A 19,832-nucleotide genomic window follows, 5' to 3' on the forward strand; every position below is an offset into this window, starting at 1 on the left:
CTGCCGGGCAGCCACGCCACACGGGGTAACGGCTGAACGCATCTAAGCCGGAAACCCACCTGGAAAAGAGATACCGCCGAGGTCACTCGTAGAAGACGAGTTCGATAGACTCGGGGTGTACGCATCGAGGCAACGAGATGTTCAGCCCGCGAGCACTAACCGACCGAAGCCACCAATCATACGCACTGCGACTCGCTGAACGAGTCCAGGCGCAATCTGGATCGCACGTACACACGGTCTCGGAGACCACCGATATTGGATTCCGAACGCGGCGTTCGGACGCGGTTCGATTCCGCGGATCGGCGTTAGGGCGGCCATAGCGGCGGGGTTACACCCGTACCCATCCCGAACACGGAAGTTAAGCCCGCCTGCGTTCCGGCGAGTACTGGAGTACGAGAGTCTCTGGGAAACCTGGTTCGCCGCCTCCACTCATCTTCCGGCCATCATCCGGCCGGGCACATTCATCACCCTCGACCAGCCACAGCTGGTCGGGGGTTTCCGTATTTGTTCCGTCAGTGCCGACAGCGGCTGTCGTCCGTCGGCCGCGGGGAGTCGCGGATCCGATGGGCTTAAGCGAGACAGGCGGATACTATCGGGTGCGCCAAGGTGGCAGAGTCCGGCCGAACGCAGCGGCCTGCAGAGCCGCCCACCGCCGGTTCAAATCCGGCCCTTGGCTTTCTCGCTGATCCCGCCTGTCAGCCCCGCCTGTCGGTTCGCCGAACGATCTGCAGTCGTACCGACAGCGTGTGGGCGGTACGTCGAACCAGCGATGGTGAGGAGAGAAGGCGACTAGGAGGGGGAGACGGTGATCGTCTTGCCGCGGTCGATGGCCTGTTCCAGTTCTTCGGCGATGGCCGAGCCGCGGGAGACCTGCACCTCGCCGCCGCGGGAGACGGTCGCGGTGAACAGGTACTCGCCGTCGGCGGTGACTTCGACGGTCTCGCCCTCGTAGCCGTCCATCGGGATGAGGACGTGCCGGGAGGTGATCTCGGGGCTGACGATCTCGCCGCCGGAGCTACTGCTGGCGCCGCCACCGGAGTCGCCGCCCGAACCGCCCGGACCGCCGGCGCCCTGCGGGCGTTCGCTGAAGGTTCGCACGTCGATGTCGATGCCGAGGCGGTTCTCCACGTCGGAGATACGGCCGCCGCCCTTGCCGATGACGGCGGAGATGTCGTCCTCCTCGACGTACACTACGGCGGTGTTCGGGTTCTTGATCTCCACCTCGACGTGGCCGTGGGCGATCGAGCGGATCTCCCGTTCGACCTCCTGTTTGGCGATGCGCTCGGTGCCGCTCTCCCGGCCGGCGCCGCCGTCCTCGGCGTTCTCGCCCAGGGGGACGGTGACGACCTGGCGGTTGAACGTGTAGATCTCGTAGGCTGGCTGGCCGGTCTCGAAGTCGCGGATCATGATGACCGGACGGGCCAGATCCTCCTCCATCAGCCCCTCGGGGACCTTGACCTCGGTGGTCACGTCGTAGACGGTGTCGACCTCGCCGGCCTCGATGTAGACGACGGTGTCGACGACCTGCGGGATCATCCCGAGTTCGACCCGACCCACGAGACGCTGGAGCGCGTCGATGGCCCGGGTCGCGTGGACGACGCCGACCATGCCGACGCCGGCAAGCCGCATGTCCGCGAACACCTCGAAGTCGTCGGTCTTGCGGACCTCGTCGTAGATGGTGTAATCCGGCCGGACCATCAGAAGCGAGTCGGCGGTCTTCTCCATCGAGCCGCCCAGCTCGGTGTACTGGGTGATGTTGTCGCCGACCTGGAGGTCCCGCGGTTTCTCCATGGTCTTGACCGCGAAGTCCGAGTCGGCGAGGAACTCCGCGACGGCCTGGGCGAAGGTGGACTTGCCGGCGCCGGGCGCCCCCGAGATGAGGACGCCGCGCTGGTGTTCGAGCAGCCGCTCGCGGAGTTCGTCGGCGTGCTCGTAGTCGTCGAGGTCGGTCTTGACGATGGGGCGGACCGCCGTGATCTCGAGTTTGTCCGAGAACGGCGGCCGGGCGATGGCGATGCGGTACTGGCGGAACTGGACGATGGTCATCCCCGGCTCGTCGAGCTCGACGAACCCCTCGGCGCTGGCCCGCGCGGAGTTCTCGATGTCCTGGGCCCACTCCTTGAGGTCGTTCTCCGTCGAGACCTCCTCCCGGATGGTCTCGTAGTGCATGTCGCCGATCTCGCCGCGCTTGGCCATCGGCGCGACGCCCACCTTGAGGTGGAGGCTCATCGTCGTCTCGTCGAAGAACTGCTCGATGTCGAGCGACTCGGCGTCGCGGCCGCGGGGTTCGAGGTAGACCACGTCGAGGCCCTTGGCCTTCGCGACCTCGCTCTGGACCACGTCGCTGGTGACGAGGGTGGCGTCGTGGTCGTCGGCCAGGTCGCGGATGATCGCGTCGATCTTGCCCTCGCCGGCCTCGCGCTGTTCGACCTCGGCGGGGCGCCGGCCGACGTACTCGACGGTGACGGTGCCGTCGTCGTGGAGTTCGGCCAGCCGCTGGAGCTCTTCGAGGCCGTCCCAGCCGCTCTCGCGGCCGTCGTTGGCCTGGGCTTCGAGTTCGCCCACGACCGCCTCGGGGACGTAGACGGTCGCGCCGGCGAATCCCTCGCCGACCGCCTCCGAGTCGGGGTCGGCGTCGGCCTCGATCTGCTCGGACACGCGGCCGTCGATGACCACGCTCGTGTCCGGAACGATGTTCATACCGTGGCTACGGCCGCCCGTCGTGATAAGGTCCGTGATGCCGGGGAGGGCGACGAGCCGCCGGGAGAGAACTGTCGGGGTCGGTCAGGCGAACGCCGCGAGTTCCGACCCGCCGCGGGTCGCGATCTCGGTCCCGCAGTCGGGGCAGGAGACGACCGCGTCGCCCGTCCGGCCGCGGTCCCCGTCGGCGTGGGGGTCGGCCCGGCGGACGGTCCAGTCGCCGGTCGGCGGGCTCTCGTGGCCGCAGTCGGGGCAAAACAGCGTCGCTTTCGGGGGCGGGTCGCGGTCGGGTGTGGCGGGGGCGTGTACGCTCATCGTACCCGGGGTAGGCACTCGATACGGAAAACCCCTTTTGCCCATTATCAATCGGTAGAGTCCCCAGAACCGTGGAATCGGTTCGCATACGCACGGTCGGGATCGGGACGGGCGCGAGAACGGGGGCGACGGCGGCGGTCGGACCGCGAGGGAGCCGGCGAGTGGCAGCGGTCGGTCAGACCGCGAGGTAGCTGGCGATCGTGTCCTCGTCGGACAGCGCGGACTCGCCGAGTTCGTCGACGATCTCGCCGCGTTCCATGGCGTAACAGCGGTCGGCCATCGAGCGGATGACGCCGAGGTTCTGCTCGACGAAGAGGATCGTCGTGCCGAGTTCCTCGTTGATGGCGCGCATGTCCTCGCTGATCTGGTCGACGATGGAGGGCTGGACGCCCTCGCTCGGCTCGTCGAGCAGCAGCAGGTCGGGGTCGGCGACCAGCGCCCGCCCGATTGCGAGCATCTGCTGCTGGCCGCCCGAGAGCGTCTCGCCGTCCTGGTCGGCCCGTTCCTCGAGCACCGGGAACAGGTCGTACACCTCGTCGTAGCGCGTTTCGTCGCCGCCCGCGTTGACGTGCTCGCCCATCTTCAGATTCTGCTCGACGGTCAGGCCGGGGAAGATGTCCCGGCCCTGCGGGATGTACCCCATCCCGGCGCGGGCGCGCTCGTCGGCCGAGTGGCCGGTCACGTCGGCCCCGCGGTAGGCGACCGTCCCCGAGTCGGGTTCGAGGAGACCGACGACGGTCTTCATGAGGGTGGTCTTGCCGACGCCGTTCTTGCCGACGACGCCGACGATCTCGCCCGCCTCGACCGACAGGTCCACGTCCCGGAGGACCGGCGCGTCGTAGCCGACGGTCACCCCGGAGAGTTCGAGGAGCGTCACTGTTCGCCCCCCAGGTAGATGCGGCGGACCTCCGGGTCGGCCTCGATCTCCTCGATCGAGCCCTCCCGGAACACGTCGCCGCGGTGCAGCACCGTCACGGAGTCGGCGATCTCGCCGACGAAGTCCGTGTCGTGTTCGATGACGACGAAGGCGATGCCCTCCTCGCGGTTGAGCCGGCGGACCCGCTCGGCGATCTCCGTCCGCTCGTCGACCGAGAGGCCGGCGACGGGCTCGTCGAGCAGGAGCAGATCCGGTTCGAGCGAGGCGGCCATGCCGATCTCCAGCTGCTGTTGCTGGCCGTGCGAGAGCGTGCTGGCCTGCACGTCCTCGTAGCCGGCGAGGCCGGCGTTCTCGATGGCCTCGTCGACGCGGCGGCGGCGTTCCGCGCCGTCGGCGAACTGCTGGACCGGCAGGCGCGCGTTCTCCCGGACCGAGAGCTCGCCGTACACCGACGGGACCTGAAACTTCATGCTGATCCCGCTGCGGACCCGCTCGTTGGGCTCCATGTCCGTGATCTCCTGGCCGTCGTAGTAGACGTGCCCGGCGGTGGGTTCGAGCGTCCCGACGATCAGTTTCAGGAGGGTGGACTTGCCGGCGCCGTTGGGGCCGATGAGACAGCGCAGCTCCCCCTCGTCGACGGAGAAGTCGACGGAGTCGGCCGCGGTGAACCCGCCGAAGCGCTTGACGAGGTCGTCGGTCTGCAGGAGGGTGTCGGTGCGCTCGCCCGTGGCCCTGCCGGCGGGCGTCTCGCGGACGTTCGGGTCCGAGGCGGCGTCGCTCGCCGGCGACTCGCTCTCGCTCACGACTCGCTCACCTCCCCGGGCGCGTCGGTATCGTCCAGCTCGGAGACCGGGACCGCGCTCTCCGAGAGCTTCTCGGCGACCCACGGGACCAGCCCGCCGGGCAGCGCGAGGATGAAGACCAGCAGCATGGCGCCGAGGACGACCAGCGCCATCTCGCCCTGGACCGAGAGGCGGAAGTACTCGATGGCGATCGTGGCGATCACGGCGCCGAGCAGGCTCTTGCGGCCGCCGACGCTCACCCAGATGACGGGCAGGGTCGCGAACCACAGCGCGAACACCGGCGGGCTGATGTAGACGTTGCGCGCGGCGTAGAGCACGCCCGACAGCGCCGCGAGCGCGCCGCCGAGGGTGAACGTCAGCAGCTTGACCCGCTTGACGTCGTAGCCGAACATCCGGGTGCGGTCCTGGTCCTCCCGGACGGCGACCATCACGCGGCCGAAGTCGGAGTTGACCAGCGCGCGCAGCCCGAGGTACGCGGCCACGAGGGCGACGAGCGCGAGGTAGTAGAAGGGGTCGAACGCGAACAGGCCCATGAACGACATCTCGTTGTAGACGAACTGGAACGAGCCGAGGCCCGTGACCCCGAGTTCGAGCAGCGGGATGCCGGGCATGCCGTTGAACCCGCCGAGCGGCGCCTCGCCGATGGTCCAGGCGGAGCCGGCGGTCTGGGCCATGAACGTGTGCATCGCCATCGTCGTGACCAGCGTGATGATGGTGACGTACACGTCGCGGACGCCGCCGTAGAACATGAAGTAGCCGAGCAGCGCGGCGGCGACGCCGCCGACGACGACGCCCGCGAGGGCGGCCGCGGTGATCCCCGTCGGGTCGGGGAAGTTGATCGAGACGACGCCGAAGGTGTAGCCGCCGACGCCGAAGAAGACGACCTGGCCGAAGCTGAGCACGCCCGAGTAGCCCCAGACGAGCGACAGCGACAGGCCCAACAGTGCGAGCACGAGGAACAGCGAGAACTGCGAGCCGCTGCCGACGACCGGGAACGCGGCCAGCGCGAGGACGGCGACGGCGAAGCCGAGCCAGAAGCCCCGCGAGTTGCCGATCGTGTTCGGCCCCTCCAGCCGGCCGCGGATCCGCGCGACCGCGCCGCCGCTCCCGGCGGGTCCGGACGACTCAGTCGCCATCGGTCGCCTCCTGTCGGCGGGCGCGAACCCGCTCGACGAGCCCGGTGATCCCGCCGGGGAGGAACCGCAGCGCCAGTATCGCCGCGACCAGCAGGGCGATCCGGCCGAACGTCGTCGAGTCGGTGAGGTTCGTCACCGTCGCGCTGACGGCGCCGAGGACGCCGCCGGACAGCGCCGTCCCGAGGACGACGCTGGGGCCGCCGACGACGACCGCGACGAACGCCTCGATGAGGAACTGGTCGCCCAGCGTCGGCTGCATCGACAGGACCGGCGCGAACAGCGCGCCGGTCAGGCCGGCCAGCCCCGAGCCGATCCCGAAGGTGAGCATGTACGTCCGTCCGGTGTCGACGCCGAGCGCCCTGGCGGTCTGTTCGTCCTGCATGGTCGCGCGGACGCGCGTGCCGAACGTCGTGCGCGTGAACACGTAGTAGGCCGCGACCAGAACGGCGATGGCGACGCCGGCGAGCACGAGCCGGTAGGTCGAGTAGGAGAAGGCGCCGTAGGCGACGTTGCCGAACGGCGTCCCCACCGTGTCGATGGAGTTCCCGAAGACGATCCGGGCGCTCTGGACCATGACGAGGCTCAGGCCGAAGGTGGCGACCATCGAGTCGGCCAGCCGGTCGTACAGCGGTTCGATCAGGTCCCGGCCGACCGTCTTCTGGCCGACCCAGTTGGGGACGAACCCCGAGATGATCGTCCGCTCGACGACGACGCCGAAGGCGGCCGTCAGCAGCGACCCGACGACCATCGCGACGGGCAGCGGCAGCCCGAGTGCGGTGACCGACTTGGTCGTCGCGTACGCGCCGAAGAGGATGAACTCGCCGTGCGCGAGGTTGATGACGCCCATGATCCCGAAGATGACGGCCAACCCCGCCGCCGCGAGCACGACGAACGCGAAGCTGTCGAGGAACTGGAACGCGAGGTTCAGGCCGTTGACCATCCCTACTCGGCCTCCTCGAAGTAGTCGACCGGCGTGTACTGGGTCTGTTCGTCCTCCTCGCGCAGGTCACAGCCGACCGTCTCCGAGAGGAACTGCTCGGGGATCTTGCGGTCGGTGATCGCCTCGACGTTGTGCTCGTCGTCCGCGCGCATGACCCACATGTGGTGGTCGACGTGGTGGGTCGCGCCGTCGAGTTCGATCGTCTCGCCCTCGGGCGCCTCCGGCGCGCGCTCGGTGCCGAGGCTGATCCCGGACTCCAGCGCCTCGATGACCTCCGGCTGTTCGACCGTGCCGGCCTGCTCGACGGCCTCCTTGTACATGTACGTCGAGAAGTAGTTCGTCTCGGCCTCCTCGTTGACGTACTCGCCCTCGTCGGGGTACTTCTCGTAGTAGCGGTCGACGAGGCCGCCGTCGCCGGCGTTGCTCTCGGTCGGGACCTCCTCCATGTAGTTGACCCCGGCGTAGATGTTCGCCATCGCCGGCGGGTCCAGCCGCTTGTGCTCGTAGCCCTGGGCCATCGCCGTCGACGTGCCGATGGGCACGTCGAGTCCCGCCGAGGCCTTCTGCTCGTAGAAGGAGGCGTGGTTGGCGCCGACCAGCATCGACATCACGAAGTCCGGCTCGGCCGCCTGGATGTTGTTGATGACCGAGCCGAAGCTGGACTCGGAGAGCGGGATGAACTCCTCGCCGACGATGTTGGCGTCGTTCTCGTCGGCCAGCACGCGCACCCAGTCGGCCGACAGCTGCCCGAAGTTGTAGTCGGCCGCGATGATGTAGATGTCCGGCCCGAACTCCTCGCGCAGGTACGGGAGGACGCTGCCCAGCTGCTGGCGGGCGGTCGGTCCCATCGCGAAGGTCGTCTCGTCGCAGACGCCGCCCTCGTACTGGGTCGTGTAGAAGTACAGCTGCTCGTTGCGGTTGATGATCGGGCGGATGGCCTCCCGGGTCGCCGAGGAGTAGCCCGCCCACAGCGCGTCGACGTTCTCCTCGTTGATGAACTCCCGCGTCAGCTCCTGGTAGCGCTGGTTGTCCGACTGGGGGTCCCGCGTCACCGGCTCGATCTCCCTGCCGCCGATGCCGCCGTCGTTGTTGATCTCCTCGATGGCGAGCATCGACGCCCGGTACTTCGGGGTGCCGTTCAGCGCGAAGTTACCCGACTGGTCCTCCAGGACCCCGATCTTGACCGTGTCGGCGCTGCTCATCGTGTCGGTCGTCGCGCCGCCGCCGTCGGTGCTCGAACAGCCGGCCAGCCCGGCGACCATCGCCGCACCCCCCGCGGTCACGAACTGACGGCGGCTGATCCCGTCGCCGCTCATACGCCCGCACCCCCGAATTCACGATCGTCACTAACAGGCGCTACAATTTCAACTATTCCACCACTATTCCCGACTATAGCCGCATGAACGTCCATCATCTATGTACGTTCCTTCGATTTCGCAGACGGCAAATAAGGGTTTGCACTCGCGTATTATAGATGTCCAATACCCTTGCCTTGCGTATTAGGATATGTTAGGAGCGGCCGGAATTAGTTGGTATTCGAATAGCGAAGCGGGTAATATTTCGAACGTGGTGTTTTCGACGGATCGGCCGGGTTCCGGTCGCCGACCGGGCGCACGGCCGGAGGGCGCCCGGAAGTGACAGTGAACGAACGATCAGAGCGAGCGGGCGCATTCGACGCGGCGGAGATCCGGCGGCGGTCACTCGCCGACGACGACGACCTTCACCTGCTGGACGCCGCCGAGCGCGCGCAGGCGGTTGGCGAGTTCGGTGATGTCGCCGGCCGACCCCTCGACGACGAGCGTCTCCATGCAGGTGTCGTGCGAGAGGTGGATGTGCTGGACGGAGGTGATCGCCTCGGCCATCTCGTGTTGGATCGTCTGGAGGTCGTCGGCGATGCCGTCGACGTGGTGGTCGTGGACGATCACGACGGTCCCGTGGTGGTGGCCCTCGCCGCCGGTCTCCCACTCGTAGTCCGCGAAGAAGTCCCGCAGCGAGTCCCGGACCGCCTCCGACCGACTGTCGTACTCCCAGTCGTCGACGATGCCGTCCAGCCGCTCGACCATCGACGACGGGAGCGTCAGACTGATGCGGTCGATGTCGTCGCTCATGCCCCCGCCTACGGCGGTCCGGGTAATATGACTGGTCACCCGCGGCTGCCGGCGAGCGCCGCGGACTCTCCCGTCCGCGCGCACCCGAGCGTCCCCGGCCGCGAGTAATACTGCGCTATGAGAAAGTATTATCCGGTGCGACGGCGACCGGCGAGTATGCACATCCCGGACGGCTACGTCGACCTGCCGCTGGCCGTGCTGTTCGCGGCGCTGTCGGTGGCGGCGCTGAGCTACGCCGCGCGGCGGGTCGGCGGGGAGATATCGGACACGCGGGCGCCGCTCGTGGGCGTCGTCGCCGCGGGCGTGTTCGCCGCACAGATGCTCAACTGGCCGATCCCGGGCGGGACGAGCGCCCACTTCGTCGGCGGCGCGTTCGCCGCGATCTTGCTCGGCCCCCACCTCGGCGCGCTCGCCGTGGCGACGGTCGTCGCGGTCCAGGCGCTCGTGTTCGGGGACGGCGGGCTCGTCGTCCTCGGCGCGAACGTGTTCAACATGGCTGTCGTCGAGGTGTACGTCGGCTACGCCGTCTACCGGCTGGTCGCCCCCTACGGCGAGTTCCGCGCGGCCTTCGCCGCCGGCTGGCTCGGCATCACCGCCGGTGCGCTGACCGCCGGGCTCCAGCTCGGCCTCTCCTCGGCGTTCCAGTACGAACTGCTGACCACGCTGGCGATCATGGGCGTCGGCCACCTCGTCCTCGGGCTGGTCGAGGGCGCCATCACCGCCGTCGTCTACCGCTACCTCGCGCAGGCGCGGCCGGACCTGCGGCCGACGGCCGCGCCGGAGCCGGAGGTGAGCGCCTGATGGCCGACGGAGAGGGCTCAACGGCCCCCGACTGGTTCCCGAAGGCGGTCGCCGTCCTCGTCGCGCTGGCCCTGCTGGCGCCCGCCTTCGGCTGGGCGGCCGGCCAGGTCGGCTACGCCGAGCCGCTGGAGAACGCCGCCGAGGCGACCGGCGCGGTCGAAGAGGCCGAGCCGGTCGAGGTGGCCCCGTTCCCCGACTACGGCGTCCCCGGGCTCGGTTCCGCGCCCGGGACCTTCGTCTCCGCGGTCGTCGGGACCGGGCTGACCCTCGTCGCCGCCTTCGGGATCGGTCGCCTGCTCGGGAGCGACGCCGACGCCGAAACCGAAGCCGACGCGGCGCGGTGACCGGGGACCGAGATGAGCCGGACCGACCTCCTCGACCGCACGCTCGTCGGCCTCTCCGGGCGCGCCCGGTGGTTCCTCCTCGCCGAGGACGCGCCCGACCGCGCGGGCTTCCTGCAGGCCGTCGCGCCGAGCGTGAAGCTCGCCGGGCTGGTCGCGCTCGTCGCGCTGACGGTCACGCGGCGGGACCTCCAGGGGGTCGCGGCGCTGGCGGCGCTGGCCGGCGGGCTCGCGCTCGTCTCGCGCGTCCCAGCGCGGGCGTTCGCGAGTCGTGTCGCCGGCCCGCCCGCCTTCGCGCTCGTCGCCGTCGCGCCCCAGACGCTTTTGATGGGCGGGCCCACCCTCGGCGGGACCCCGTTCTCGGCGGCCGGCGTCGGTTACGTCGCAGTCTTCACCGCCCGCGTCGCCGTCTGCGTCGCCTTCCTCTCGCTGCTGCTGCTGACGACCCGCTTCTCGGACCTGCTCGGCGGGCTCGCCCGTCTGCGGGCGCCGGCCATCGCTGTCTCGCTGCTGGCGATCACCTACCGGTACCTCCTGCTCTTCTTCGCGGAACTCGAGCGGATGGCCCGCGCGCGCCGGAGCCGGACGGTCGCCGAGCCGGACCTGCGGCGCACCTGGCGCGACTCGGGGAACTTCCTCGGGACCTTCCTCCTGCGTAGCGTCGAGCGCGGCGAGCGCGTCGAACGCGCCGCCCGCGCTCGCGGCGGCGGTGGCGGCCCGCGACCGACCGCCGGCCGGACGCCGCTCGGCCGCGCGGACGCCGCCTTCGCGCTGGTCGTCCTCGCCGCCGTCGTCGGGGTGGGACTGGCGTGAGCGACGGAGACGGCGCCGCGGACTCCCCGGCCACTGACCCCGTGGATGCGCCCGCCGTCGACGCGACCGGACTCAGCTACGCCTACCCCGACGGCACGCCCGCGGTCGACGGCGTCGACGTGACCGTCGAGCGGGGCGAGCGCGTCGCCCTGCTCGGTCCGAACGGCGCCGGGAAGTCGACGCTGCTCCAGCTGCTCGGCGGCCTGATCGACCCCGACGAGGGACGGGTGCGCTACTTCGGGGAGACCGACGACGCCGACGCCGTCCGCGACCGGCTGAGCGTCCTCACGCAGAACCCCGCCGACTACCTGTTCAATCCCACCGTTCGCGAGGACCTGGCCTACGGCCCCGCACAGCAGGACCTCCCCGACGGCGAAGCCGAGGGCCGGGTCGAGCGCGTCGCCGACCGCCTCGACCTGACCGAGTTGCTGTCGAAACCCCCCTTCCGGCTCAGCGGCGGGCAACAGCGCCGGGCGGCGCTCGCGAGCGCGCTCACCGTCGAGCCCGACGCGCTCCTGCTGGACGAGCCCGTGAGCGACGTGGACGCCGCCAACCGCGAGACGGTCCTCGCCCTGCTCGACGAACTGGCCGCCGACGGGGTCACGATCGTCGTCTCGACGCCGGACACGGAACTAGTTCCACAGGTCGCCGACCGCGTGGTCCTGCTGGACGGGGGCGGCCGCGTCGCCGCGACCGGCTCCGTCCGAGAGATCCTGACCGACACCGCTCTGCTGACCGACTGCGACCTGCGGCCCCCGCAGGTCGTCCGGCTGTTCGACGGGCTGGCCGACGAGCCGCCGCTGACCGTCGACGCCGCCCGCGACCGCCTCGGCGACGGCGATATCTGATCGAAAATTCGATTTCTCCCCTCGAAATCGAACGATCGGATCGGAATTCGAGATCGGTCGGTGCTATTTGCGCCGAAGCGAACCGGCTTGGGACGGCTATCCAAATAATCGCGCAGATGATCGACTATCGACCGAAACTGTCGACGGACGTGGTGGTATGACCGAGGAACTCGTCCCCGGCGAGGTGCGGACGGCGGCGGGCACAGTGACGATCAACGAGGGCCGCGAGACGACGGAGGTGACCGTCGGCAACGCGGGCGACCGGCCGGTGCAGGTCGGCTCGCACTTCCACTTCTTCGAGGCCAACGCGGCCCTGGCGTTCGACCGCGAGGCCGCCTTCGGGAAGCGCCTGAACATCCCCGCTGGGACGGCGGTCCGGTTCGAGCCCGGCGACGAGCAGACGGTCGAACTCGTCGCCATCGGCGGCAAGCGGGTCGCCCACGGGATGAACGGGCTCGTGAACGGGAGCGTCGACGGCGACGCCGCGGCGGCAGTCGAGCGCGCCCACCGGCAGGGCTTCGGCGGCATCCCCGACCAGGCCGGGAAGCTCGACAGCGACGGTTCCGGCGAAGCGACCGCTGACGAGGAGGACGAGCCATGACCCGCGAGGTCGACCGCGAGGCCTACGCGGAGCTGTACGGCCCGACGACGGGCGACCGCGTGCGCCTGGGCGACACCGAGCTGTTCGTCGAGGTCGAGGCGGACCTGCGGACGCCGGGCGACGAGGCGGTCTTCGGCGGCGGGAAGACCCTGCGTGACGGCCTCGGGATGTCCCCCGGCACCACCCAGGAGGAGGGCGCGCTCGACTGGGTGCTCACGAACGCGCTCGTGATGGACCCCGTCCTCGGGATCGTCGCCGCGGACATCGGCATCCGCGACGGCGAGATAGCGGGGATCGGCAAGGCGGGCAACCCGGACACGATGGACGGCGTCGACATGGTGGTCGGCCCGTCGACCGACGTGTACCCCGCGGAGGGGAAGATCGCCACCGCCGGCGGGCTGGACATCCACATCCACTTCAACTCCGCGCAGTTGCACGACCACGCGCTCGCCTCCGGCATCACGACGATGCTCGGCGGGGGCTACGGCGGCGGCGCGACCACGACGACGACCGGGCCCGAGAACATCAAGCGGTTCCTCCAGGCCGCCGAGGAGTGGCCGGTCAACGTCGGCTTCTACGGCAAGGGCAACGCCTCGAAACCCGGTCCCCTCCGCGAGCAGGTCGAGGCGGGCGCCTGCGGGCTGAAACTCCACGAGGACTGGGGGTCGATGCCCGCGGCCATCGACACCTGTCTCGACGTGGCCGAGGAGGAGGACGTGCAGGTGTGCATGCACACGGACACGCTCAACGAGGCCGGGTTCGTCGAGAACACCTTCGCCGCCGTCGACGGGCGGACGATGCACCTGTTCCACATCGAGGGCGCGGGCGGCGGCCACGCCCCGGACATCATGGAGATGGTCGGCCAGCCCAACATGCTGCCCTCGTCGACGAACCCCTCGATGCCCTACACCGTGAACACGTTCGACGAGCACCTGGACATGGTGATGGTCTGCCACCACCTCAACCCCGACGTGCCCGAGGACGTGGCCTTCGCAGAGTCGCGCGTGCGCGCGGAGACCATCGGCGCCGAGGACGTGCTCCACGACGTGGGCGCCATCTCGATGATGACCTCCGACTCCCAGGCGATGGGGCGGATGGCCGAGGTTATCTGCCGGACCTGGCAGACCGCCTCGAAGATGAAGGCCCAGCGCGGCCCCCTGCCGGAGGACGAGGCGGCCGACACCCACGAGGAGGCCGACAACTTCCGCGCGAAACGGTACCTCGCGAAGTACACGATCAACCCGGCCATCTCGGCGGGCATCGACGACTACGTCGGCACGCTCGAACCGGGCAAGCTCGCCGACGTGGTGCTGTGGGACCCCGCCTTCTTCGGTATCAAGCCCGCGATGACGTTCAAGGGCGGCTTCCCGGTCTACTCGGAGATGGGCGAGGCCAACGGCTCGCTGATGACCTGCGAGCCAATCATGCAGCGACCCCGCGCCGGCGCGGCCGGGAAGGCCAAACACGGCCTGTCGCTCTCCTTCGTCAGTCCGGCGGCCGCCGAGGCCGGGGTCGGCGAGGAGTACGGCCTCGACTGTCCCGTCGTCCCCGTCTCGGGCGCTCGCACGCCCGGGAAGGCGGACATGCACTACAACGACTACTGCCCGGACGACATCGAGATCGACCCCGAGACCTTCGAGGTGCGGGTCGACGGCGAGGTCGTCTCGGCGGAACCGAGCGAGGAACTCCCCCTCGCCCAGCGGTACATGCTGTGAGGGACTCAGAATGAACTTAACGCCCAAAGAGCAGGAACGGTTGACGGTCTTCATGGCCGCGGAGCTCGCCCGGCGCCGCAAGGAGCGCGGCGTCAGGCTGAACCACCCCGAGGCGGTCGCGTACATCTCCGACTGGTGCGTCGAGCGCGCCCGCGACGGCTGGGACGTGGCCGAGATCCGCGCCGAGGCCTCCCAGCTGCTGGACCCCGAGGACGTGATGCCCGGCGTCCCCGAGATGGTCGACATGATCCAGGTCGAGCCGGTCTTCCCCGACGGGACGAAGCTCGTGACCGTCCACGACCCCATCCGGTCGTCGGGCGCGATGGACCCCGGGAGCGACGACGAGGCGGCCGCCGACGGCGGCGAGCCGGCGGGCGACGCCGAGACGGACGCGGCGGGCGCCGAGGAGGCCGACTCGTGAGCCTCACCCACCGCGACGTGGCGACGGTCGGCATCGGCGGTCCCGTGGGGTCGGGCAAGACCGCGCTGGTCACCGAACTCGTCCCCCGCCTGCGCGACGCGGGCCTGGACGTGGGCGTCATCGCCAACGACGTGCTCACCCAGGAGGACGCCGACGCGCTGCGCGAGCGGTTCGCGGGCGTCGTCCCGCCGGATCTCGTCGCCGGCGTCGAGACGGGCGCCTGCCCCCACACCGGCATCCGCGAGGACCCGTCGATGAACCTCGCGCAGATCGACGACTTCCTCGCCGACCACCCCGACCTCGACCTCGTCATCGTCGAGAGCGGCGGCGACAACCTCGCCGCGACGTTCAACCCCGAACTCGCCGACTACTCGCTGTACGTCATCTCGGTCGCGGAGGGCGAGGACATCCCGCGCAAGCGCGGCCCGGGCGTCGTCGAGTGCGACCTGCTCGTGGTCAACAAGACCGACCTCGCGCCCCACGTCGACGTGGACCTGGACGTGCTGGAGGCCGACGCCGCCGACGTGCGGACGGGCCCGTTCGTCTTCACGAACTGCAAGGCCGGCGAGGGGGTCGACGAGGTCCAAGAGTACGTCAGCGAGGGCGTGCTCTTCGCATAGATGGCCGCCGACACGCCAGAGCGACCGGCGAACCGGCGGACGGGCGACGAGCCGCCCCATCCCGCGTTCGCGGAGTACGCCGGGGAATCGCTGCCCGCGGCGGCGGTCGGCTCGCCGGGCAAGGACGGCCGACTCGAACTTCGATTCGCCGCTGACGGGGCGGGCGAGACGAACCTCATCCGTGACCTCGCGCGCGCGCCGTTCCACGTCAGCGGCACGCTCGGGCACGACCCGCTGCCCGAAGCGGAGACGGTGTACGTCCAGTCGCCGACCGGCGGCGTCGCCCAGGGCGACCGCCACGACGTGACCGTCGCGGTCGGGGCCGGCGCCGTCGCGCACGTCTCCACGCAGAGCTCCCAGAAGGTGCTCTCGATGGGGCGCAACTACGCCGCCGCGGACGTGGCGCTCTCGGTCGGGACGGACGGCCACCTCGACTACGTGCCCGAGCCGACCATCCTCCACGAGGATTCGCGGTTCTTCCAGGGGGTCGATCTCGACCTCGCGCCGGATGCGAGCGCGGTCGTCGGCGACGTGGTCGTTCCCGGGCGACTCGCCCGCGGCGAATGGTTCGACTTCGAGCGGTACCTCTCCCGGCTGCGCGTCCGCCGCGACGGCGACCTGCTGGTCGACGACGCGACCCACCTCCGGCCGGCCGACGCCGACCCCTCGGCGGCCGGCGTCATGGGCGGGTTCGCCGTGCTGGGGACGCTGTACGTGCTCGTCCCGGCGAGCGAGGCCGGCGCGCTCGACGACCTGAGCGACCGGCTCCACGCGGCCGCGACGGGCGCGGCCACGGATATCGGCGACCGCGACGACCCAGCCGGCGACGGCCCCGACGACGGCGACGCCGACGCCGTCCGCGCGGGGGCGACGCGGCTCCCGAACGACGCGGGTGTCGTCGTGCGCGCGCTGGGCCACCGCGCAGAGACGGTGACGGCGTCGCTCCGGGCGGCGTGGGACGAGGCGAGAACCGACCTGCTGGGCGCCGGCGCGCCCGAATCCAGGAGGCCCTGATGCTCGTCGCCGAGGAGTTCGTCGGGACCGTCGACGACGAGGGGGTCGCCGAGCGCGTCGAGTCGGACGACCCGCTCCGAATCGCGGTCGACGGGACCGAGCGCCGCCGTTCGCGGTTCCGCACCACCGCCGAGGACGGCACCGACCTGGGCGTCGTCGTCGCCCGCGAACTGCGCGACGGCGACGTGCTCACCACGGGGGACCGGCTCGTCGTCGTCTCGCTCGAAGCGGTCGAGGCATTGGTCGTCGACTTCGGCGGCGTCGCCGACCCCGACCGGGCGGCCGTCACCGCGGCGCTCGAACTGGGCCACGCCGTCGGGAACCGCCACTGGGACCTGGCCGTCGAGGACGGCCGCGCGTACCTGCCCCTCGCCGATACCCGCGAGCGGATGGAGGGCACCGTGGAACCGCACCTCTCCGACGGCGCGACCGTCGGGTACGAGGAGGTCCCGCCGACGCTGTTCGACGAGGGCGACGCGGCCGACCACAGTCACGGAACAGCCGGCCACAGCCACGGCGAGGGCGACCACTCTCACAGCCACGGTGACGACGGCCACGACCACGGCGTCCGCACGCTCGACCCGAAATCGGGGGGCGACTTCGCCGGAGGTGAGGGGTCGTGAGCGACGAGGCGACGCTGGAGTCGCTGCGACTCGCGGACTCCTTTCTCCCGGTCGGAACCGATAGCGTCTCCTACGCGCTGGAGCAGTTCGTCGCGGACGACGCCGTGGCCGACGCCGACGACCTCCGCGATCTCGTTGGGACGGTCCTCCGGCGTCAGCACGGCCACGCCGACCTCGTCGCGCTCCGGGCGGCCCACGCGGCGGCCGAGGAGGGCGACTGCGACGCCGTCGAACGCGCGGACCGGCGGCTGACCGCCGCGACGCTGCCGGCGGAGTTCCGCGAGAGCTCCGAGCGGACGGGCGACCGGCTGCTGGCGCTCCAGCGGGACCTGCGCGACGACGCGCTCCTCGACGAGTACGGGGCGGCGGTCGACGCGGACGAGGCGCCGGGCAACTACGCGGTCGCCCTCGGGACCGTCGCGGCGCTGGCGGGCGTGCCCGTCCGCGAGGCGTGCCTGCTGGCCTGCCACGAGTTCGCCACCGCGCAACTGGCGGCGGCCCAGCGCCTCATGCGCCTGGGGTCGACCGAGGTGCAGCGGGTCCTCGACGAGTTGCGGCCGGCGATGGTCGACGCCGTCGAGGCCAGCGCCGACCGCGGGGTCGACGACATGACGCCCTTTGCCCCGCTGGTCGACGTGCGCTCGGCGGGCCACGAGCGGGCGGAGCGACGGCTGTTCCTGAGCTGAGCGGTCCGGGTACGCGGGTCAGACCGAGTCGAGGTCGAGGTCGACGGCGTACCAGTCGAGGGCGAAGACGACGAGGGCGCCGACGACGGCGGCGCCCGCGAACGCCTGGACGGTCGCGGTGTTCCAGACGACGGCGTACTCCTCGCCGTTGAGCGTCACGATGGGTGCCCGGAGCGCGCCCAGCACCAGCGCGACGAGGAAGGCGAAGGTTACCTCGCGATTGTAATCGAGCGCGCGGCGGATGACCCGGGAGACGGTGAACAGGCCGACCAGCCCGCCGCAGACGAACGTCACGACGACGACACCGCGGTCGATCACCGGGCCGAGACCGCCGCCCGTGACGGTGCCGATGAGAGCGTCGATAAACGCCGAGAGCGTCGAGGACATCCGCTCGTACTGGCTCAGGATGACGAGCACGAGCGATCCGGAGATGCCGGGGAGGATCATCGCGCTGATCGCCAGCGCGCCCGCACCGAACACGACCGGGAGCCCGCCGGATTCCAGTACTTCGCCGTAGCCCGAGACGACGAACGCGATAGCGAACCCGCCGACCGCCGCGACGACCTCGGGGAGCGTCCGGACCGACACCGCCCGGAAGAGGATCACCGCCGAAGCGCCGATCAGGCCGAAGAAGAAGCCGAACAGCAGGACCGGCGCCGCCTCGTTTGCGATGTCCACGACCCGGGTGACGAGGATCACCGCCGAGAGGATGCCCGCGAGCAGCGCGACCAGGAACCAGCCGTCGACCTCTTCGAGGACGGCGGCCGCGCGGTCGAGCGAGACCCCGCCGTCGAGCGGGGTGAGCGCGACGACGCCGTCGAGGAATCGGCCGGGCGTGACCTCGTTGATCGCGGTGATGAGGCGCTCGTAGATGCCGGCGATGAGGGCGATCGTGCCGCCGGAGACGCCGGGGACCGCGTCGGCGGTGCCCATGAACAGGCCGACGACGAAGGTCCGCGCCCACTCGCGGACCGGCGGGACCGACTCGCGGAGCGTCACCTCGTCGCGGGCGCTGTCCGGGGCTGTCGTCATTCGGGTACACGTTCGCCTATCGGCGGGAAGTCTCTTGTGGAACGGACGACCGCGGCCGTGCGGGCCGGCCGCGGCCGACGGGCGTGAAAAGCCGGACACGACGTCCGGCGGGCGTGGGTTCGGGTGGGTGGGTGTGGGTGGTTCGGGTGCGGGTTCCGAACGGGGTGAGCGTTCGGACCGCGGTGGAATGGTGTGTGCCGAGCGACTGTCCCGACCGCTCGGCCGGGACCCGGCCCCGCACGGTCGCGGGATCGTGAACCTGACGGCTCCGTGTTCCGCTCTCACCCGGCGACTGCGCCGGGGGCCGTGGCCGCTCCTGTCGCCATTCCATCCGGTATTTCGCACCGGGGTTATGTAAATCTTATTGGTAGACGAAATAGCTATACTATCTGTCACTAGGGGCCGCCGGCCCGCGACCGCGAGGACCGGTCGCTGACCAATCACCCAAAGAACAATATCGGTCGAGGCGTTTCGTGTCGACAGATGCGAACGAGGCGCACTGCCGGGCCGGGTCGCGGCGACTCCGGGCCCGGCGACGGCCGTACCGCCACGGACAGCGGTCGACGAGGCTCGGACGACCGGCGGTCGCACCCGGCCGTCGCGGGGCGACGATGACCGGGCGGCCGCTCGCGACCGCGCTCCTGGTCGTGGCGGCGGTCGTCGGGCTGGGCGCGGTCGCCGCCGTCGACCCCGGGAACCCGGCCGAGGGCGTCGACCGGGAGCGAAACGGGTCGATCGTCGAGCGCCAGCCGTTCGTCGGGGCCGGCGGCGGATCCGGGATCTACCTGGACCTCCCGTTCTCGGTCCCGGGGGGTGTCACGGTCCCGCTGCCCGGGCCTCTCGTGGTGCTCTCCGCGCTCGCCGTCGGGCTGGCGGCCCTCTGGTACCGGTCCGACGCGGAGGTGTCGCTGGAGGGCGTGGGGGACGACCGGGCGGGGGACGAGCCCGGCGACGTGGACCTGTCGGCTGTGGGTCGGGCGGCGGGCGCGGCCGCCGACCGGATCGACGCCGACGCCGACCTCACCAACGAGGTGTACCGCGCCTGGGACGAGATGCGCGCGCTCGTCGACGCGGGCGACCCCGAGACCACCGCGCCGGGGGAGTTCGCCGAGGCCGCCGTCGCCGCGGGGATGGACCCCGACGACGTGGCCGAACTCACCGAGCTGTTCGCGGAGGTGCGCTACGGCGGCCGCGACCCCGCCGACCGCGCCGACCGCGCCGTCGCCGCGCTGCGCCGCATCGAGCGGGCCTATGCCGACGGGGACGACGGCGCGGACGGCGGGAGCGGACAGAGCGACGGGAGCGGGACCGACGGCGGGGCCGGCCGGGAGGGGGACGGCCGATGAAGCGCCGCGGCTGGGCGGGCGTCGGGGCGGTCGCCGTCGGGCTGGCGCTGGCCGCGTGGGGCGGCGGCCCCGGCGGATCGCGGGTCACGGCC

21 protein-coding genes, 1 tRNA gene and 2 rRNA genes are annotated in these 19,832 nt (G+C 70.8%); 15 read left to right on the forward strand and 9 right to left on the reverse strand.

Annotated features, from left to right (window positions below; all coding sequences use genetic code 11):
• From E3328_RS21500 to E3328_RS21510, 3 genes are all read left to right on the forward strand, one after another.
• A 23S ribosomal RNA gene (locus E3328_RS21500) occupies nucleotides 1–179 on the forward strand; the annotation flags it as partial.
• 127 nt (nucleotides 180–306) lie between these two features.
• Nucleotides 307–428 (forward strand): 5S ribosomal RNA (rrf, locus tag E3328_RS21505).
• A gap of 172 nt (nucleotides 429–600) precedes the next feature.
• Nucleotides 601–676 (forward strand) — tRNA-Cys (locus E3328_RS21510).
• 113 nt (nucleotides 677–789) lie between these two features.
• On the opposite strand, the gene E3328_RS21515 is transcribed toward E3328_RS21510, so the two are convergent.
• The 8 genes from E3328_RS21515 to nikR all read right to left on the reverse strand — a co-directional run bounded on the left by E3328_RS21515 (nucleotide 790) and on the right by nikR (nucleotide 8,879).
• A complete protein-coding gene (locus E3328_RS21515; protein WP_135366685.1) occupies nucleotides 790–2,700 on the reverse strand; it encodes a PINc/VapC family ATPase in 1,911 nt (636 codons plus the stop codon).
• 84 nt (nucleotides 2,701–2,784) lie between these two features.
• Nucleotides 2,785–3,015 (reverse strand): DUF8106 domain-containing protein, encoded by a 231-nt coding sequence (locus E3328_RS21520; protein WP_135366686.1) that lies wholly within the window; start codon nucleotides 3,013–3,015, stop codon nucleotides 2,785–2,787.
• A gap of 175 nt (nucleotides 3,016–3,190) precedes the next feature.
• Nucleotides 3,191–3,892, reverse strand: coding sequence for an ABC transporter ATP-binding protein (locus E3328_RS21525; protein WP_135366687.1), 702 nt, complete (start codon nucleotides 3,890–3,892; stop codon nucleotides 3,191–3,193).
• A complete protein-coding gene (locus tag E3328_RS21530) occupies nucleotides 3,889–4,695 on the reverse strand; it encodes an ABC transporter ATP-binding protein (protein ID WP_135366688.1) in 807 nt (268 codons plus the stop codon). The genes E3328_RS21525 and E3328_RS21530 overlap by 4 nt, the downstream gene beginning before the upstream one ends.
• A complete protein-coding gene (locus tag E3328_RS21535) occupies nucleotides 4,692–5,831 on the reverse strand; it encodes an ABC transporter permease subunit (protein WP_135366689.1) in 1,140 nt (379 codons plus the stop codon). The genes E3328_RS21530 and E3328_RS21535 overlap by 4 nt, the downstream gene beginning before the upstream one ends.
• A complete protein-coding gene (urtB, locus tag E3328_RS21540) occupies nucleotides 5,821–6,771 on the reverse strand; it encodes an urea ABC transporter, permease protein UrtB (protein ID WP_135366690.1) in 951 nt (316 codons plus the stop codon). The genes E3328_RS21535 and urtB overlap by 11 nt, the downstream gene beginning before the upstream one ends.
• Before the next feature lie 2 nt (nucleotides 6,772–6,773).
• Entirely contained in the window at nucleotides 6,774–8,087 is a 1,314-nt protein-coding gene (locus tag E3328_RS21545) for an urea ABC transporter substrate-binding protein (RefSeq protein ID WP_135366691.1), read from the reverse strand.
• Nucleotides 8,088–8,468: 381 nt separating this feature from the next.
• A complete protein-coding gene (gene nikR, locus E3328_RS21550) occupies nucleotides 8,469–8,879 on the reverse strand; it encodes a nickel-responsive transcriptional regulator NikR (RefSeq protein ID WP_135366692.1) in 411 nt (136 codons plus the stop codon).
• Nucleotides 8,880–9,035: 156 nt separating this feature from the next.
• Between nikR and E3328_RS21555 the strand changes: the two genes are divergently transcribed.
• From E3328_RS21555 to E3328_RS21605, 11 genes are all read left to right on the forward strand, one after another.
• The gene (locus tag E3328_RS21555; protein ID WP_135366693.1) at nucleotides 9,036–9,680 is read left to right on the forward strand and encodes an energy-coupling factor ABC transporter permease; all 645 of its coding nucleotides are present in this window, start codon (nucleotides 9,036–9,038) and stop codon (nucleotides 9,678–9,680) included.
• Nucleotides 9,680–10,024, forward strand: coding sequence for a PDGLE domain-containing protein (locus tag E3328_RS21560; RefSeq protein ID WP_135366694.1), 345 nt, complete (start codon nucleotides 9,680–9,682; stop codon nucleotides 10,022–10,024). The genes E3328_RS21555 and E3328_RS21560 overlap by 1 nt, the downstream gene beginning before the upstream one ends.
• 12 nt (nucleotides 10,025–10,036) lie before the next feature.
• Nucleotides 10,037–10,834: a cobalt ECF transporter T component CbiQ gene (gene cbiQ / locus E3328_RS21565; RefSeq protein WP_135366695.1), complete on the forward strand. Its 798-nt coding sequence runs from the start codon at nucleotides 10,037–10,039 to the stop codon at nucleotides 10,832–10,834.
• A complete protein-coding gene (locus tag E3328_RS21570) occupies nucleotides 10,831–11,682 on the forward strand; it encodes an energy-coupling factor ABC transporter ATP-binding protein (RefSeq protein ID WP_246023086.1) in 852 nt (283 codons plus the stop codon). Before cbiQ ends, E3328_RS21570 begins: the two co-directional genes overlap by 4 nt.
• Nucleotides 11,683–11,839: 157 nt before the next feature.
• Entirely contained in the window at nucleotides 11,840–12,283 is a 444-nt protein-coding gene (locus E3328_RS21575; protein ID WP_135366696.1) for an urease subunit beta, read from the forward strand.
• Nucleotides 12,280–13,998, forward strand: coding sequence for an urease subunit alpha (gene ureC / locus E3328_RS21580; RefSeq protein ID WP_135366697.1), 1,719 nt, complete (start codon nucleotides 12,280–12,282; stop codon nucleotides 13,996–13,998). The genes E3328_RS21575 and ureC overlap by 4 nt, the downstream gene beginning before the upstream one ends.
• A gap of 10 nt (nucleotides 13,999–14,008) precedes the next feature.
• The gene (locus tag E3328_RS21585; protein WP_135366698.1) at nucleotides 14,009–14,419 is read left to right on the forward strand and encodes an urease subunit gamma; all 411 of its coding nucleotides are present in this window, start codon (nucleotides 14,009–14,011) and stop codon (nucleotides 14,417–14,419) included.
• Nucleotides 14,416–15,039, forward strand: coding sequence for an urease accessory protein UreG (gene ureG, locus E3328_RS21590; RefSeq protein WP_135366699.1), 624 nt, complete (start codon nucleotides 14,416–14,418; stop codon nucleotides 15,037–15,039). The genes E3328_RS21585 and ureG overlap by 4 nt, the downstream gene beginning before the upstream one ends.
• Nucleotides 15,040–16,053, forward strand: a complete 1,014-nt coding sequence (locus tag E3328_RS21595; protein ID WP_135366700.1) for an urease accessory protein UreD — start codon at nucleotides 15,040–15,042, stop codon at nucleotides 16,051–16,053. It begins immediately after the preceding gene.
• A complete protein-coding gene (locus tag E3328_RS21600; protein ID WP_135366701.1) occupies nucleotides 16,053–16,676 on the forward strand; it encodes an urease accessory protein UreE in 624 nt (207 codons plus the stop codon). Before E3328_RS21595 ends, E3328_RS21600 begins: the two co-directional genes overlap by 1 nt.
• Nucleotides 16,673–17,362, forward strand: coding sequence for an urease accessory protein UreF (locus E3328_RS21605; protein ID WP_135366702.1), 690 nt, complete (start codon nucleotides 16,673–16,675; stop codon nucleotides 17,360–17,362). Before E3328_RS21600 ends, E3328_RS21605 begins: the two co-directional genes overlap by 4 nt.
• Before the next feature lie 18 nt (nucleotides 17,363–17,380).
• Here the strand turns inward: E3328_RS21605 and E3328_RS21610 are convergent, their stop codons facing one another.
• Nucleotides 17,381–18,394 (reverse strand): DUF368 domain-containing protein, encoded by a 1,014-nt coding sequence (locus tag E3328_RS21610; protein WP_135366703.1) that lies wholly within the window; start codon nucleotides 18,392–18,394, stop codon nucleotides 17,381–17,383.
• Nucleotides 18,395–19,005: 611 nt separating this feature from the next.
• Between E3328_RS21610 and E3328_RS21615 the strand changes: the two genes are divergently transcribed.
• Complete coding sequence (locus E3328_RS21615) at nucleotides 19,006–19,740, forward strand: DUF4129 domain-containing protein (RefSeq protein WP_135366704.1); 735 nt, start codon at nucleotides 19,006–19,008, stop codon at nucleotides 19,738–19,740.
• Nucleotides 19,741–19,832 lie beyond the last annotated feature (92 nt).

This window comes from Halosimplex halophilum (genome assembly GCF_004698125.1).
Taxonomy (GTDB): domain Archaea; phylum Halobacteriota; class Halobacteria; order Halobacteriales; family Haloarculaceae; genus Halosimplex; species Halosimplex halophilum.